Raw genomic sequence first — 16873 nt, 5'->3', positions numbered from 1 at the left:
TTTGCCGTGCGCCGGAAACGGCGGCGTGCAGAAAGGAAAAGCCCCGCCGGAGCGGGGCTTTTTGTTTGTCTGGTTATTCCGCTGCCCGCAAGCGGCCGCTCGGGGCTGGCGGTTGCGGTTCGTCTTCCTCGGAGACAGAATCCCCTTCGCTTGTCTCAGGCGCTGCGTCTTCCACCCACTGGATTTCAGTGGTTGGCAGCTGGCGCGCCTTTTTGAAAAGCTTCGAATCCTGCGCGATGCGGCTGGAGCGGCCGCGGGTGATCCGCGACAGCATCCGCCCCAGGGCACGCATGTAGGTGGAGAACCACACCCGGATCGACAGGAGCGAGGGCGTAACCACCAGGGTCAGCACGGTGGCGATGCCCAGGCCGAAGACCACGGCGGTTGCCAGCTGTTTCCACCACAGCGCGGTGGGGCTGTCGATCGAATAGCCGCCATTGATGAAGTCCAGGCTGACGCCGAACATCATCGGAGTAAGGCCAGCCATCGTGGTGATGGTGGTCAAGAGCACCGGACGGATGCGCGCTTCGGCTGTGCGGATGATCGCCTCGATCCGCGGCATCTGCTGGCTGAACTCCTGATAGGTGTCGATCAGAACGATGTTGTTGTTCACCACGATGCCCGCCAGCGCCACGATGCCGGTACCGGTCATGATGATCGAGAACGGCTGCTGCATCACCATCATGCCGATCAGCACGCCGGTGGTGGACAGCACCACCGCCAGCAGAACCAGCACCGAGTTGTAGAAACTGTTGAACTGCGCCAGCAGGATCACGAACATCAGTGCCAGCGCGCCGGCGAAGGCCTTGGACAGGAAGGCACCGGATTCCTCCTGCTCCTCCTGGTCGCCGGTCCATTCCCAGCCGATGCTGCGCGGCAGCGGGTCGGTCTCCAGCCATTCGGTGAGGACAGCAATCCGTTCGTTTGCGTTCATCGGGGTAATCTTGGCGCCGTCGTCCAGCGCCGCCAGCACGGCGTCAAAGCTGCCGGCGCCAGTCAGTTGCACCAGCTGCATTGTCTTGCCATTTGGCGCGGTAAGGGATTGGCCGGTAGCGGTGGTTCCTTCCGGAACCTCCTTCAAAACCGCCAGGCGGGTCATTTCACCGCTTTCGGCATCCTCGATCACAACCTTATTCAGGCCCGGCTCCACATCCGCCTTGACGTCATAAAAACGCTCCTGGCCGATGCGGTTGATCTGGGCGAGCTTCGGCACCGGCTGGCGGGTCACGAAGTTTGACAGCGGCACCAGCCCGTCCGAGGTGCGGACCTTGAGGTTGTCGAGCGTCGAAAGGACCCGGTCCTGTTCCGGCAGGCGGACACGGATCTCAATCTCCTCGTCGGAGCTGTCGACTCGCATGGTGTCCAGGAGGATGCCGCGGGTGACCAGCTGAACCATCGCCCCCACCGTCGCCACATCGGCGCCGTAGCGGCCGGCCTTCTCGACGTCCACGTTGATCTGCCAGTCGATGCCGGGCAGGGGCAGGCTGTCTTCGATCAGGATCAGGCCGGGGGTGTTTACGAACTTCTCCCGTGCGGCCAGGGTTGCTGCGGTCAGGTCCTCCCAGCCGTCGCCGCGCAGGCGCAGGTGCACCGGCTTGCCGGAGGCGGGGCCTTGCGCCAGGGCGCGGACCTCGATCTCGAATCCAGGCAGCTTGCCCAGCATCGCGTTCAGCTCGTCGATCACAGTGTTGCCGTCATATTCCTCGGCGATCACCTTTTTCTCGAAGCCCAGGTATTTGCTCAGCAGCCCGCCGAACCAGCCGTCCAGCGGCTCGCTCTCGGTAGGGCGCTCTTCCCAGGGGATGATTTCGAACTGGACCTGGCCGATGGTGTCCGGCGGCAGCTGCGCGCCGGAGCTGTCGGTGTTGAGGCCGCCGTCGCCGGCAAAGGAGAAAACGTTGATCACCGCGTGGTGCTGCAGGATGACCTCCTCAGCCGCGCGCACCATTTCGTCCTTTTCCTGCAGGGAGATGTTGCCGCGGGCGCGGACATAGGCGGTGGCCTGTTCCGGCTCCGAGTCGACGAAGAATTCAACGCCATAGTTGTTTTCGCTGAACATCGAGAAAACGGTCATGATGGCAAAACCCACGGCGGCGATGGTCACCACCGGCATTACCGGGTTGCCCGCGATGAACTTGATCACATGGCCGAACGGGGTGTGGTGGTAGCCGGGGGCAACCTCCTGTTCTTCGCGTTCCACCTTGACAGAGCTGAGAGTGATCGAGGCCGCAAAGGACGCCACAGTGAACACCAGCCCGCCAAACAGGACGCCCGCCATCGGGGCGGTGCCCTCTCCCAGCAGGTAGGTGGGGTTCAGCATCTGCATGGCGCCCGCGAACATGCCCCACATGGCCACCGGCACCAGCACGGCGCGGAGCCACCAGGGCGCAATCATCCTCAGCGCGCGCGAGGCGCCCTCAAAGGTGCGGCTGATGCGGCCGGTGACGCCGCCCATGACGGGCAGGTAGATCAGCGCCACCACCAGCGAAGCGGAGAGAACGAAGATCAGGGTCACGGGCAGCATGCCCATGAACTCACCCGGCACACCGGGCCAGAACAGCATCGGCAGAAAGGCGCAAAGGGTGGTCGCAGTTGACGACACGATCGGCCAGAACATCCGCTGCGCCGCCTCGACGTAGGCGTGCATCGGGCCGGTGCCTTCCTTGATCCGCTTGTCGGCGTATTCCACCACCACAATGGCGCCATCGACCAGCATCCCCACGGCGAGAATGAGACCAAACATCACGATGTTCGAAATCGAGATGCCCATCAGCGCCAGCAGCGCGAAACACAGAAGGAACGACGTCGGGATCGCAAAACCCACCAGCAGCGCCGCCCGGCTGCCGAGCGCCGACAGCACCACGATCATCACCAGCGCGATGGCGGTCAGAACCGAGCCTTCCAGCTGGCTGACCATCGATCCAACAACCCGGCTTTGGTCGTTGGAGGTCCCGACCTCAACGGCGGCCTGCAATTCCGGCGGCCATTTGGATTTGGACTCTTCCAGGGTCGCCTTTACCAGGTTCACGGTGTCGATCAGGTTGTAGCCCTTGCGCTTGACCACCTGCAGGGCAACCGTGTCCTCGCCGTTGAAGCGGGCGGTGCCCTCTCGGTCCTCGAAGGTGAAGTTGATCTGTGCCAGCTCGCCCAGCTTGACCACCCGGTCGCCATTGGTCTTGACCGGCAGCTGGTAGATGTCCTTCACATCGTCAAAGGAGGAGGGGATCTTGACCGAGAACGCGCCCTGGCTGGTTTCCACCTCACCGGCGGCAATCAGCTGGTTGTTGTTCTGGACAACATTGATCAGCTCCAGCGCCGTGACGTTGTAGGCTTCCAGCCGCAAGGGGTCGATCAGCACCTCGACCATCTCGTCGCGGTTGCCGGCGATACCGGCCTCAAGCACCGCATCCAGCGCCTCAAGGTCGTCCTGCAAGTCTTTGGCGATACGTGCCATTGTCCGCTCCGGCACGGCGCCGGTCAGGTTCACGATGACAATCGGGAATTCAGAGAAGTTGATCTCGGTGATCGAGTATTTCTCGGCGCCTTCCGGGAATTCGGCCTCGGCTTTGTCCATGGCGTCGCGCACGTCGGCCATGATGGCGGTCTTATCCCAGCCGAATTCGAACTCCAGCGCCACCCCGGCATAGCCCTCGGCGGCGGTGGAGGTCATCTTGTCGAGCCCGTCCAGGTCGGCAAGCTCGGTCTCCATCACCTTGACCATCAGGGATTCGGCGTCCTCGGCAGAAATGCCGGGGAACGGGACCGAGATGAACAGGGCCGGGATTTCAATGTCCGGCTCGCCCTCCTTGGGCAGCATCGAATAGGCGAAGCCGCCGACAAGCAGCGAGATTGCGATGAACGCAAGGACCATCCGGGCGCGGCCGGCGGCCCAATCGACGATGCCAATCACTGTTCAGTCTCCCGGTAGGTGGCCGCCACGGCGACGCCTTCGGTTACAAAATCCTGTCCCACCACGATCACATCCGCGTTCTCAGGCAGACCGCCCAGCCAGACGCCATCCGCCTCATCCCGCAGAAGCTGCACGGGGTAGAATACCACGGTGCTGTCGGATCCGACAACGCGCACGCCCAGCTGGCCCTCGTTGTTCAGCGTCAGTGCGGATTGCGGCAGTTTGTGTGCCAGGGAGCCGGCCGAGGAAATCGCGATGTCTGCGGTCTGGCCGTCGCGGATGCTGAGGTCCGGGTTCGGGACGGTGATTTCCACTTCGAAAGTGCGGGTGGTGGGATCCGCAGAGCGGCTGAGGAAGGTGACCTCGCCCTGGACCTGCTGTCCGGTGGAGAGTTCAGCGCCCGCAATGGCGCCCAATTCCACCTTGTTGACCTCTGCCTCGGGCACATAGCCGACCAGCTTGATGGTATCGAGCTGAATCACCGTGCTGCACAGGCTGCCGGGTTGCAGCAGGCTGCCCAATTCGGCGGTGTCGCTTTCCAAGAGGCCGTCAAAAGGCGCAGTGATGGTCAGGTGCCCGATTTCCCGTTCGGCTGCAGCCACCGCGGCCTGCGCGGAACTTTCGGCGGCTTCAGCCGAGGCCAGTCGGGTTTCCGATGCATAACCGCCCTCCGACAGTTTGGACGCAGCGGTCAGGTTGATCCTGGCTTCCTTCAGCTGCGCCTGTGCCTGAAGCAGCGACGCCTGGCGGGTGCCGGGATCCAGCTCGCACAGCAGGTCGCCCTTCTTGACGTGCGCCCCCTTGCGCAGCGGCTCGGAAATCACGGTTGAAGTCGTTTCTGCCCGCACCTCCACCTGCCGGATTGCCCTGGTCTGGCCGCGCAGGATTACAGCGTTGCCGATGGTGCGTGCCTTGCTTTGCAGCGCTACGACACCAACGCGCGATTCTCCGGCCTCAGCCAGCTGCTGGCCTTCGGCAGAGCCGGTTTCGTCCTCTGCGGCCGCAGGTGCGTCCTCTCCACGGGCAAAGGCCATCAGATCGTCACGCTCGATAACCAGCATGTAAAGGCTGGCTGTTACCGCCACTGCGGTCAGTATCGGTACAATGCGCATGTCGGGCCTTTCCTGTTCTCTGTCTTGTTCCACGTGCGAACGGCCCTTGTCCGTCGGGCGGGCGAGCCTGTTCACAGCGGAGTCGCGCGTATGTGATAGGGCTGATATAGGAGATGTCCATTCTAAACTAAGTGGTTTAGTTCACATTTCTTGCTTTTCTGGGGCAAATGGCGAAGTTTCTGGTGCAAACGGGCCACTTGGCTTGGCCTTTGAGCCGGGGTAAGAGGGGCGCGACGCATTCAATACCGGTTCGGGCGGGAGCCCGGGACGCGCATATCAGGGGCTTTTCATGAGCGATACCGACAGCTTTATCGACGAAGTGACCGAAGAGGTCCGCCGTGACCGGCTTTTCCTGATGCTGAAACGCTATGGCTGGATAGGCGGCGCAGCGGTCGTGCTGATCGTTGGCGGCGCCGCATTCCGGGAATACAATAAAGCCAAGGATCAAGACGCGGCTGAAAAGCTTGGGGACGGCATTACCGCTGCACTTAAGATAGACGGCAGCGCGGAGCAGGCCGAAGCTTTGAATTCTGTTGCAGCTGAAAGCGCAGGCGGGGCGGCCATTCTGAACATGCTGGAAGCGGGCGCGCTGGCGGAAGCCGGCAAGACTGCTGAGGCGGTGGCACAGCTGGAGGCGGTTGCCGTTGATGGCGGGCTGCCGCTGATCTACCGCCATGTCGCCAGCTTCAAGGCGCTGGCGCTGCAGGCCGGCAGCCTGAGCGCTGCGGACCGCCGTGTTCAATATGAGGCGCTGGCCCAGCCAGGCGCGCCTCTGGCGCTGCTTGCCTCGGAACAACTGGCGCTGCTGGATGTTGAAGAAGGCAATACAGAGGCTGCCATCAGCCGTCTGCGCGAAATCGTTGCGGATGCAACGGTCACTGCAGACTTGAAAGACCGCGCGTCTCAGGTGATTGTGGCGCTTGGCGGCTCGGTCAACGGGAACGCCGCGCCTGAGGGGTAAGGCGATCCGCAGATGGGAACTTGCGGAACAAGTAGGGCAGACAGGGCAGGGCAATGACAATAATCAGAACTTTCTCCCGGGCACGGGTTCTTCTTTGCACAACCGCAGCTGCGGCCATTCTGGCAGCCTGCGCAGAGAAGGAGGTCATCCTGCGCGGCGAGCGCGAGGACATCCGGCCTGATGCAGCGGTTGAAATCGTCAACCAGTCCCGCGCCATTTCCCTGCCGCAGCAATCCGCGAACGCAAGCTGGGAACAGGGCCACGGTGCCGAAGCCGGGCGGACCGCGCATCCGGCGCTGGCTGCTGCGCCCCAGCGCCTCTGGTCTGCGTCCATCGGCTCCGGCGACAGCCGCCGCCAGCGGATCACCGCTACTCCCGTCGTGGGTGGCGGGCGTATCTACACGCTGGACAGCGCCGCACGGGTTTCGGCGGTTTCACCGCAGGGCCAGATCTTGTGGCAGAGCGAGCTTGTTCCTGCAGAGGATGACGAAGGCCAGGCCACTGGCGGCGGATTGGCTTATGCAGATGGCGTGCTTTATGTATCTTCCGGTTTCGGCGTGCTGACGGCGCTGAACGCGGCGGATGGTAGTTTGGTCTGGCGGCAGGAACTGGACGCGACCGGCTCCGGCCAGCCGCGGGTCAGCGGAGGGCTGGTTTACTTGGTCGCGGGCGACGATACCGGCTGGGCCGTGAACGCCAAGGATGGCCGCATTGCCTGGCAAATTGATGCTACGCCATCGCCGGCCAATGTTCTGGGCGCACCAGCCCCGGTCGTGACAAGCGATCTCGCGGTCTTTGCCTTTGGATCCGGCGATTTGATCGCCACGTTCCGCCGCGGCGGCCTGCGGCGCTGGAGCGCCTCTGTTGCGGGTCAGCGTACCGGCCAGACCCTGTCGCGGATCAGCGATGTGACCGGGGCCCCGGTGGTCTCGGGCAATCGCCTGTATGCCGGCAACAATTCCGGCAGGACTGTGGCGATCGATCTTGAAACCGGCGACCGCCTGTGGACCGCGCGCGAAGGCGCAGCCGGCCCGGCCTGGCCGGCGGGCGGAAGCCTGTTTCAGGTTAGCGACCTCAACCAGCTCCTGCGCCTTGATGCCGGCAACGGTGAGATAATCTGGGCCGTGGACCTGCCGGGCTACCTGAAGGACAAGCCCCGTAAGCGCGGCCAGATTCATGTGCACCATGGTCCCGTCGTGGCGGGCGGTCAGGTGGTCGTCGCGTCCAATGACGGGCTGCTGCGCTTCTTCAACCCTGTCGACGGCAGCCTGGCCCGCACGGTGGAGGTGCCCGGCGGCGCAACCACGGCACCGGTTATTGCGGGGCGCACGCTCTATGTGGTTTCCACCAAGGGCGATTTGCTGGCATACCGGTGACGGTGTTTCCGGGTGGCACAAGCCGCGCGGATGCGCTATGAGCCGCGTCTGAATCGCAGAAAGCTGGTCTGATGTCCTTTACCCTCGCCATCGTGGGCCGTCCCAATGTGGGCAAGTCCACCCTGTTCAACCGCCTTGTGGGCAAGAAGCTGGCCCTGGTCGACGACCAGCCGGGCGTGACGCGCGACCTGCGCGAAGGCGCGGCGCGGCTCGGCGATCTGCGCTTCACGGTGATTGACACCGCGGGCCTGGAGGACGCCACCGACAACTCGCTTGAGGGCCGCATGCGCCGCCTGACAGAGCGGGCGGTGGATATGGCCGACATCTGCCTGTTCATGATCGATGCCCGCACCGGCGTCACCCCGACCGACGAGATCTTTGCCGACATCCTGCGCCGCAGGTCCGCGCATGTGATCCTTGCCGCCAACAAGGCCGAGGGCAATGCCGCCGAAGCCGGCGTGCTGGAAGCCTACGGCCTCGGCTTGGGCGAGCCGCTGCGGCTGTCCGGAGAGCATGGCGAGGGGATGCCCGACCTGTATGGTATCCTGCAGCCTCTGGCGGAGAAATTCGAAGCCGCAGCCGAAGAGCATGCGCCGGTCACCGATGTCGAGGTCTATGAAGAGATCGGCGAGGACGAGGAAGAGATCATCCCTGTTCCGACCGATGCCAAGCCCTTGCAGGTGGCCGTCGTGGGCCGCCCGAATGCCGGTAAATCCACCCTGATCAACAAGATCCTGGGGGAGGACCGTCTGCTGACCGGGCCGGAAGCCGGGATTACCCGCGATGCGATCTCGCTCAGGATCAACTGGAAAGACACGCCGATGCGGGTGTTTGACACCGCCGGCATGCGCAAGAAGGCCAAGGTGCAGGAGAAGCTGGAAAAGCTCTCTGTCTCCGATGGTCTGCGTGCGGTCAAGTTTGCCGAGGTTGTGGTGGTGCTGCTGGACGCCAGCATCCCGTTTGAGCAGCAGGACCTGCGGATTGCCGACTTGGCCGAGCGCGAGGGGCGCGCGGTTGTGGTGGCGGTCAACAAATGGGACGCCGAAGAGCACAAGCAGGAAAAGCTCAAAGACCTGAAAGAGGCCTTCGGCCGCCTGCTGCCGCAGTTGCGCGGGGCGCCGCTGGTGACAGTGTCCGCCAAGACCGGCAAGGGCCTGGACCGGCTGCATGATGCGATCATGCGTGCCTATGGCACCTGGAACCGCCGGGTCCCCACCGCGGCGCTGAACCGCTGGCTGGTTGGCATGCTGGAGCAGCACCCGCCGCCCGCGCCGCAGGGCAAACGGATCAAACTGCGCTACATGACCCAGGCCAAGAGCCGCCCGCCGGGGTTCGTGGTAATGTGCTCGCACCCCGACAAGCTGCCGGAAAGCTACACACGCTATCTGGTCAACGGGCTGCGAGAGGACTTCAACATGCCCGGCACCCCGATCCGCCTGTATATGCGCGGACAGGGCGACAAGAACCCCTACAAGGGCAAGCGGGCGAAAAACGCCGGCGCGCTGGAAAAGCACCTGAAGAAACGCGGCGGCTGAGCGGCAGCGGCAGGTTCTCCCGCCCGGCTCGCGGCATTCACAGAATACCTTGGCCCGTTGGGCCCGGCGCCGCCCCAAGGGGCGGCGTTTTTGATGTTGCGCCCCTCTTGGCAGGCTCCGGCGGCTGGTTTCGGCGGGCATCCGCAGCATCGCGCCGTCCGCAAGCTGGCTGTTCACTCCTATGAGGCGAGGCGATAACCCTATAGTTGAGATGCTTTGCCTCAGACTCCTTGTCTTTGGCCACGCCAGAATTATCTGAGGACTATCTTGGGCGGGCTGCGCCCATTTCGCATGCCTGTCACATCGCGCATTTATGGAAGAATTCATGGATCTGAGGGCTCATACGCGAAAGTACACGCAAAAGGACAACCGGCTGGCATCGCTCAGCTATTTCGGGACATTTGCGGTCTATTTCCTGTCACTCTATCTGGCAATCGCTTTTGCGGAGCGCTGGTATGTGATGCTGCCCGCTGGCGTGGTCTTCGCCTTTGCCGCGGTGCGCCTTTACGTGCTGCAGCATGACACCGGCCACCACTCGCTATTCGAGACCCGCCTGCAGAACGAGATCGCGGGCCACGTGCTGTCGCCCTTCACCTTTGCGCCATTTGAGGTGATGAAGCAGAACCATAACCTGCACCATTCCAACATCGGCAATCTGGAACACCGCGAGACCGGCGAAATCCACACCATGACGCTGCGGGAATGGAAGGCTGCCGGGTTCTGGGAGCGGTTGGGCTACCGTCTTTACCGCAACCCGTTTGTGCTGGTGCCGCTGGGCTCGGCCTTCACCTATTTCATCCGCTACCGCTGGCCCAAGAACACGACGCGGTTCGGCGTTGCCGGGGTTGTCCTGCATAATCTGGTGATCGTTGCCTTGCTGGGCCTGCTGTACTGGGCAGCGGGGATGACCGGCATCTGGATCTGGCTGGCGTTCTCCTTCCTCGGCGGCATGATCGGGGTGTTCCTGGTTTATTTACAGCACAATTTCGAAGACACCTACTGGGACCGCCGCCCTGATCTGAACCCGCAGGTGGCGGCGCTGCAGGGATCGTCCTGTTTGGACTTCGGCTGGTTTTTCGACATGGCGGTGGCCAACATCACCCTGCATGACATCCACCATTACAACGCCCGCATTCCATCCTACAGGCTGCGTCAGTGCCACTATGCCCTGCCGCCGGAACTGGGACTGCGGCGGATCAAATTTCCGGAGGCGGTGCGGGCCCTGGCATTAAAGCTATGGGATGAGGAGAAAAAATGCCTGGTACCCTTTCCGGCCTAGGCGTTTCTTGTAAAGAATGACGGGCAAACAGCTTTTAGGGCTAAGGGGGAGGCTCACCGCAGAATGACCGAAATATCAGAACTCAAGGGGGTCGGGCCGGCACTGTCCCGCATCCTCAATGAAAACGGCGTGCAATCCGTCGAAGCCTTGGCCGGAATGGAAGAACCGCAGCTGCGCAGCATTCCCGGGATCGGCTCCAGCCGCGCCGGGCTGCTGCTGGATGCCGCACGTGCGCATAATGGTTCGGCTGAGGCGGCCAGCGAGGATTTGAGCGCCCGGCTTGCTGCTGCGGAAGCTGCGCTTCAGGCGGCGGAGGAGACAGCCGCCAAGGCACAGGCCAAGGCAAAGAAGGCCAAACGCCAAGCCGCTCAGTTAATGGAAGAATTTGCCGAGGCCAAGGTGAAGGCCAAGAAGAAGGCCAAGAAAGTCAAGGCCAAGGCCAAGAAAGCCATCGAGAAGGAAAAGGCCAAGGCCAAGGCTATTCTGGAAGGCAACGGCTCCGAGAAGAAAAAGAAGAAGCCGAAGAAATAGCTTCAACCCATTGCTTAAAAAGAAAACCGGCGCCAGTGGCGCCGGTCTCTGTTTGGGGGTGAGGTATTGGATCAGACCAGTTTACCCTCTGCTGTCAGGGTCAGCTTGCCGCCCAGATAGGGCGCCAGCACCTCAGGGAGCTTGACAGAGCCATCCGCCTGCTGGCCGTTCTCCAGCACCGCGATCAGGCAGCGCCCGACAGCCAGGCCGGAGCCGTTCAGCGTGTGCACGAACTGCGGCTTGCCGCCGTCGGCAGGCTTGAACCGCGCGTTCATCCGGCGGGCCTGGAAATCGCCGCAGACCGAGACCGAGGAAATCTCGCGGTAGGTTTTCTGACCGGGCACCCAGACCTCGATGTCGTGGGTCTTGCGGGCGCCGAACCCCATGTCGCCGGTGCAGAGCACGATGGTGCGGTAGGGCAGGCCCAGACGCTCCAGAATGTCCTCGGCGCAGCGGGTCATGCGCTCGTGCTCCTCGATGCTCTTGTCCGGATGGGTGACAGAGACCATCTCGACCTTTTCGAACTGGTGCTGGCGCAGCATGCCTGCCGTGTCCTTGCCCGCGCTGCCGGCCTCAGACCGGAAGCACTGGGTGTGCGCAACATAGCGGCGCGGCAGGTAGCCTTCCTCGACCGTCAGGCCGTTCACGATGTTGGTCAGCGTCACTTCCGCCGTCGGCACCAGCCACCAGCCGTTGGTGGTCTTGTAGCTGTCCTCGCCGAATTTGGGCAGCTGGCCGGTGCCATACATCATCTCTTCGCGCACCAGCACTGGGGTCCAGGTTTCCGTCAGGCCGTTCTCATCCACATGGGTGTTGATCATGAACTGGGCCAGGGCACGGTGGATGCGGGCAACCGCGCCGGACAGCACCACGAAACGGCTGCCCGAGAGTTTGGCCGCAACCTCGAAATCCATGCCGGGCTTCACGCCTTCGATCTCGAAATGCTCCTTGGCCTCGAAGTTCAACTCTATCGGCTCGCCCCAGCGGCGGATCTCGACGTTGTCGTCCTCATCCGCGCCATCCGGCACATCGTCAAATGCCAGGTTCGGGATGGTCATCAGCATATCGGTCAACTGCTGGTCCAGTTCCTTGGCCTCGGTATTCATCGCAGCCACTTCGGCCTTCTTTTCGGCCACCAGTGCGCGCAGGCGCTCAAACTCGGCCTCATCGCCGCGGCCCTTGGCAGCGCCGACTTCCTTGGAGGCCTTGTTCTGCTCGGCCTGCGCGGTCTCCGCGGCCAGGATCTTGGCCCGGCGCGCCTCATCCAGCGCCAGGATCTCGGATGACACGCCCGCATCCCCGCGCCGCGCCACAGCGGCGTCGAATGCGGCAGGATTTTCGCGGATAGCGCGGATGTCATGCATGAGAGTCTCTCCTAGCGTTGAATGGTGTTTGAATCAGTAGGCCCATCCTATGACGCAAGGGTGAACAAAGGGGAAGAGGGGCAGAGGGTCTATGTGCAGGCTGGGTTGCCGGGCGCAGCCCGCAGGGTGCGGGAAAAGAAAGGGCCGGGTGCTGGACCCGGCCTGAAGTTTCTTATTCCGCGGCCATCGGCAGCATGTGCACGTGATGCCGGGGCGGCTGCATCCGGATCTCTCCGGTCAGGAAGTCCGCATAGTCGAAGGTGAGTTCCGTGCCGGCCGGAATACTGGCCAGCGCACGGCCCCAAACCCCGTCGGAAAAATCGAGGTTCGGGTACATGGAGTGGTTCAGGAACCGCCCTTCGTCGCATTGCAGGATCATGTAGCCCGGGCGGCAGGGATCCGGGAAGCAGTAGCGTTCCAGAAACTCCTTCATATGGGGTTCGACATTGTCCAGTTTGCTCTCCGGGAAGGTGGTGTCGAGCATCCTGTCATAGCGCCAGACAATGTCGCCCTTGGTGATGTTGTCATGGCAAAAAACGCCCAGCCCTTCGATGGCGGAGGGGGCGAGATAGCAGCGCACCATCATCATGCGCCTGTTCCTTCTTTCAGGAATGGCCGGGCCGCCATCCGGACCGGAAAGAGGGGGCAAAGCCCCGCGCCTGGCGGCTTGCGCAAGGTAAAGCAAAGCGCCGAATCGCACTGTTTTGCAATCAGTTTCCGCACGCCTGCAGGTCGTGTTTGAACTTTCCTTGGCCTCTGGCTGCCAGGCAACTGGCTGCGGCCTCAAATCCGCCCCTCCGGGACGGCAGGGTTCCCTTGCAAACCCCCTGTCCAGCGCATAGGTTCCGCTGCAAATTTCCGGCATGAAAACCATGCCGCTTTGACAGAAGGAATATCCCATGGACGCTGGCGCAATCGGCCAATTTCTCCCGCTTATCCTGATCTTCGCGATCATGTACTTCCTGCTGATCCGCCCGCAGCAGAAGAAGATGAAACAGCATCAGGCGATGGTGGACGGCCTGCGCCGCGGTGACCAGGTGGTCACACAGGGCGGTGTGATCGGCAAGGTGGCCAAGGTCAAGGAAGACGGCGAGATCGAGGTCGAGATCGCGGATGGCGTCAAGGTGCGCGTGGTCAAGGCGACCATTGCCCAGGTTCTGAGCAAGACCGAGCCGGCAGCCTGAGCGCCCTTAACAACCATCTGAAAAGGCAGGGCAATGCTGCAAATTGATCTCTGGAAGAGGGTGCTGATCTGGCTGGTATGCGCAGCTGGTATCATGCTTGCCCTGCCAAACGGGTTTTATACCCGCGTCGAACAGGCCAACGACGCGGCCGCCGATATTATCGCCAAGGGTGAAACACCGGAACGGCTGGAAATTGCTGGCCAGTGGCCGTCTTTCCTGCCGTCGGGCCTGGTGAACCTCGGCCTTGACCTGCGCGGCGGCGCGCATCTGCTGGCCGAAGTTCAGGTCGAAGATGTCTATGAAGCGCGGATGGACGCGCTGTGGCCGGAGGTGCGCGATGCACTGCGGCCAGAGCGTGATACCGTCGGCACCTTCCGCCGTCAGCCGGGCCCTGCGGACCAGATTCGCCTGAAAATCTCCAAACCCGACGGTATGGCCCGCGCGCTGGAAGTGGTGCGCGGCCTGGCCAATCCGATTACTACGTTGACCGGAGTAGGCGCCAATGACATCGAAGTTTCGGCTGAGGGCGACATTCTGGTTGTTCAGCTCAGTGAGGCAGAAAAACTTGCCTCCGACGACCGGACCGTGCGTCAGTCGCTGGAGATCATCCGCCGCCGGATCGACGAGGTCGGAACACGCGAGCCGACCATCCAGCGCCAGGGCGCCGACCGCATCCTGATCCAGGTTCCGGGCATCGGTTCCGCTTCTGAACTGAAGGCGATTATCGGCACGACCGCACAACTGACCTTCAACCCGGTTGTGGGCCGCGGTAGTGACGCGGACGCAGTGCCGGGTATCGGCAACAAGGTTGTTCCTTCGCTGGACGAAGAGGGATTCTACTACACTATCGAGGCCGCCGCAGTTGTCACCGGCGAGGACCTTGTGGATGCGCAGCCGTCGTTTGATCAGAATGGCCGCCCTGCGGTGACCTTCCGCTTCAACACCTCCGGTGCGCGCCGGTTCGGCGACTACACCGCCGAGAACATCGGCTTTCCCTTCGCCATCGTGCTGGATGACGAGGTGGTCTCCGCTCCGGTGATCCAGTCGCACATTCCGGGCGGTTCCGGCATCATCACTGGCAACTTCACCGTTGAGGAAAGCACCAACCTGGCAATCCTGCTGCGTGCTGGCGCGCTGCCTGCAGGTCTGGACTTCCTGGAAGAGCGGACCATCGGCCCGGAACTGGGCCAGGACAGCATCGACGCGGGCAAGATCGCGACCATCGTGGCCTTTGTTGCGGTGCTGGTGTTCATGGGCCTCAGCTATGGCCTGTTCGGTCTCTTCGCCAACGTGGCGCTGATCCTGAACATCGCGCTGATCTTTGGCATGCTCAGCCTGATTGGCGGCACCCTGACGCTGCCGGGCATTGCAGGTATCGTTCTGACCGTCGGCATGGCGGTGGACGCCAACGTGCTGATCTTTGAACGCATCCGCGAGGAGCTGAAGGCGGGCCGCGGCCCGGCCAAGGCCATCGACGAAGGCTACTCCAAGGCGCTCAGCGCCATTCTCGACGCCAACATCACCACCTTCATCACCGCGGTGATCCTGTTCGCCATGGGCTCCGGCCCGGTGCGCGGCTTTGCGATCACCCTGGGCTTGGGCATTCTGACCTCGGTGTTCACCGCGATCTTTGTGACCCGCCTGATGATCGTCATGTGGTTTGAACGGCGCCGTCCGAAAACGATTGAGGTGTGATATGCGGCTGAGACTTGTTCCCGAGGAAACCTCCTTCGATTTCTTCAAACGCGCCAAGCTGTGGCTGGGCATTTCTGCTCTGATGATGGTGGTGGGCTTTGCCTCCTTCCTGCTGCAGGGGTTGAACTTCGGCATCGACTTCCGGGGCGGCACGACCATCCGGACCGAGGCGGTTGAGGCCGTGGATGTGGGCGCCTACCGTGATGCGCTGGCGACGCACGGGCTGGGTGATGTGTCGATCACAGAGGTGTTCGATCCGGCCTTCGAGGAGGATCAGCATGTTGCCATGATCCGTATCCAGGCGCAGGACGAAGGCGAGGCCATCTCCGGCGAGCTAATTGAAAACGTGGCACATTCTCTAGGCAATGCAACTGGAAGCGATCTAGTGGCAGTCTTTGAAGGCGATGTTGAGAGTGCCGGCATCCTTGCTGATGCTCTAAGTCCCATTGGAGGTAAAAATTCTTTGGATGCGGAGATGGTCTTTGAGTTCCCAGCAGGAAGTGCCTTTGACCTGCGGGAGAAAATCAAGAGTATCGCAACTCAAAACGCAGCAATTTCAAAAGTTGGCTTCGAATATTCGAACTTTAAAATCGTCTCGGTCGAATCCGTTGGCCCCAAGGTCTCGGGTGAGCTGATCCAGACTGCGGTGATTGCGGTTGTGCTCGCGATTGCGGCGGTGCTGGTCTACATCTGGCTGCGGTTTGAATGGCAGTTCGCGCTCGGCGCGGTGGCTGCGCTGGTGCATGACGTGGTGCTGACCATCGGGGTGTTCTCGGAGCTGCAGATCAAGTTTGACCTGGCCATCATTGCGGCGCTGCTGACCATCGTCGGCTATTCGTTGAACGATACCGTGGTTGTGTTCGACCGGGTGCGCGAGAACCTGCGCCGCTACAAGAAAAAGGATCTGGCCGAGGTTCTGAACATCTCGATCAACGAAACGCTTAGCCGGACCATGATGACCTCCGTCACCACGCTGCTGGCGCTGATCTCGCTTTATGTGCTGGGCGGCGACGTGATCCGCGGTTTCGTCTTTGCGATGATCTGGGGCGTTATTGTCGGGACCTACTCGTCGGTCTTCGTCGCTTCCACCATCCTCTTGAAGCTGGGGGTGAAGCGCGACTGGTCGAAACAGGCAAACACCACCGGCAACCAGTTCGGCAACATCGATGCCTGAGGCCTTTCAGGCAGCCCTGCAGACGCCGGGGCTGTTCTGGCTGCTGACAACCATTGGAGCCGCGGGTCTTGTCCGCGGCTTCACTGGTTTTGGCACCGCGATGATCTTTGTGCCCGTTGGCGCCCAGTTCCTGCCCTCGGCGGATGTGGTGTTCCTGATGGTGCTGATGGGGGTGTTTTCCACCATTACCCTGTTCCCGCAGGCCTGGAGCAAAGCGGACAGGGCGGAGGTTGGCGCCTTGTCGATGGCCGCTGCGGTCACCGTGCCTGCGGGTTTGTGGATCATGTCGAAGATGGATCCGCTGACCTTGCGGTGGGTTGCCGCCGGGGTGATCGGTATCACCTTGGCCGCGGTGGTCTCCGGCTGGCGCTGGCAGGGCAAGCTTGGCTGGCACGGGCGGTTCGCCATCGGTGGAGCAGCAGGCGTTGTTGGCGGCATGACAGGCCTTACCGGTCCGGTGATCATCGTTTTCTACCTCGCCAACGTGCGCGACGTGGCGCGGGTGCGGGCCAACACGATCGTGTTCCTGGCGGCGCTGGACGTGGTGATCGCGGCCAATCTGATCTTCGGCGGCATGGCCAGCCTCAAGGCAGTATTACTGGCCTGTCTTTTGGGCATCCCCTACATAATTACCACGCTCACCGGCAAGGCGCTGTTTGATCCCAAGCTCGAGAAGATCTACCGCTTTGCCTCCTATTTCGTGATTGCGCTGGCCGTGTTATCCAGCCTCCCGGTATTTGACTGAAAGGACC

13 protein-coding genes are annotated in these 16873 nt (G+C 62.3%); 9 read left to right on the top strand and 4 right to left on the bottom strand.

What is annotated here, in order from left to right; translation table 11 throughout:
• Positions 1-73: 73 nt before the first annotated feature.
• Positions 74-3910: an efflux RND transporter permease subunit gene (locus K3725_RS09545; RefSeq protein ID WP_260018525.1), complete on the bottom strand. Its 3837-nt coding sequence runs from the start codon at positions 3908-3910 to the stop codon at positions 74-76.
• A complete protein-coding gene (locus tag K3725_RS09540; protein WP_260018524.1) occupies positions 3907-5022 on the bottom strand; it encodes an efflux RND transporter periplasmic adaptor subunit in 1116 nt (371 codons plus the stop codon). Before K3725_RS09540 ends, K3725_RS09545 begins: the two co-directional genes overlap by 4 nt.
• A 289-nt stretch (positions 5023-5311) precedes the next feature.
• Here K3725_RS09540 and K3725_RS09535 point away from each other — a divergent pair, with 289 nt between their 5' ends.
• The 5 genes from K3725_RS09535 (at position 5312) to K3725_RS09515 (ending at position 10704) form a co-directional block, all read left to right on the top strand.
• Positions 5312-5983: a hypothetical protein gene (locus K3725_RS09535; protein ID WP_260018523.1), complete on the top strand. Its 672-nt coding sequence runs from the start codon at positions 5312-5314 to the stop codon at positions 5981-5983.
• Between the two features lie 53 nt (positions 5984-6036).
• Complete coding sequence (locus tag K3725_RS09530; RefSeq protein ID WP_260018522.1) at positions 6037-7359, top strand: PQQ-like beta-propeller repeat protein; 1323 nt, start codon at positions 6037-6039, stop codon at positions 7357-7359.
• A 71-nt stretch (positions 7360-7430) separates the two neighbouring features.
• A complete protein-coding gene (der, locus tag K3725_RS09525) occupies positions 7431-8894 on the top strand; it encodes a ribosome biogenesis GTPase Der (RefSeq protein WP_260018521.1) in 1464 nt (487 codons plus the stop codon).
• A gap of 325 nt (positions 8895-9219) precedes the next feature.
• Positions 9220-10173, top strand: a complete 954-nt coding sequence (locus K3725_RS09520; RefSeq protein WP_260018520.1) for a fatty acid desaturase — start codon at positions 9220-9222, stop codon at positions 10171-10173.
• Positions 10174-10236: 63 nt separating this feature from the next.
• Positions 10237-10704: a helix-hairpin-helix domain-containing protein gene (locus tag K3725_RS09515; protein ID WP_260018519.1), complete on the top strand. Its 468-nt coding sequence runs from the start codon at positions 10237-10239 to the stop codon at positions 10702-10704.
• Between the two features lie 71 nt (positions 10705-10775).
• On the opposite strand, the gene serS is transcribed toward K3725_RS09515, so the two are convergent.
• Positions 10776-12068, bottom strand: a complete 1293-nt coding sequence (serS, locus tag K3725_RS09510; RefSeq protein ID WP_260018518.1) for a serine--tRNA ligase — start codon at positions 12066-12068, stop codon at positions 10776-10778.
• Between the two features lie 172 nt (positions 12069-12240).
• The gene (locus tag K3725_RS09505) at positions 12241-12657 is read right to left on the bottom strand and encodes an SET domain-containing protein (RefSeq protein WP_260018517.1); all 417 of its coding nucleotides are present in this window, start codon (positions 12655-12657) and stop codon (positions 12241-12243) included.
• A gap of 310 nt (positions 12658-12967) precedes the next feature.
• Here K3725_RS09505 and yajC point away from each other — a divergent pair, with 310 nt between their 5' ends.
• From yajC to K3725_RS09485, 4 genes are read left to right on the top strand one after another with little or no spacing between them, the layout of a single operon-like run.
• Complete coding sequence (yajC, locus tag K3725_RS09500; protein WP_019295449.1) at positions 12968-13252, top strand: preprotein translocase subunit YajC; 285 nt, start codon at positions 12968-12970, stop codon at positions 13250-13252.
• A gap of 33 nt (positions 13253-13285) precedes the next feature.
• A complete protein-coding gene (secD, locus tag K3725_RS09495; protein ID WP_260018516.1) occupies positions 13286-14947 on the top strand; it encodes a protein translocase subunit SecD in 1662 nt (553 codons plus the stop codon).
• Between the two features lies 1 nt (position 14948).
• The gene (secF, locus tag K3725_RS09490; protein WP_260018515.1) at positions 14949-16121 is read left to right on the top strand and encodes a protein translocase subunit SecF; all 1173 of its coding nucleotides are present in this window, start codon (positions 14949-14951) and stop codon (positions 16119-16121) included.
• Positions 16114-16866 (top strand): TSUP family transporter, encoded by a 753-nt coding sequence (locus K3725_RS09485; protein ID WP_260018514.1) that lies wholly within the window; start codon positions 16114-16116, stop codon positions 16864-16866. The genes secF and K3725_RS09485 overlap by 8 nt, the downstream gene beginning before the upstream one ends.
• Positions 16867-16873: the final 7 nt, after the last annotated feature.

It is taken from the genome of Leisingera sp. S132, from assembly GCF_025144465.1.
GTDB lineage: Bacteria > Pseudomonadota > Alphaproteobacteria > Rhodobacterales > Rhodobacteraceae > Leisingera.
The sequence above is the reverse complement of the archived record's forward strand: the minus strand, read 5'-3'. Positions and strand labels throughout refer to the sequence as shown.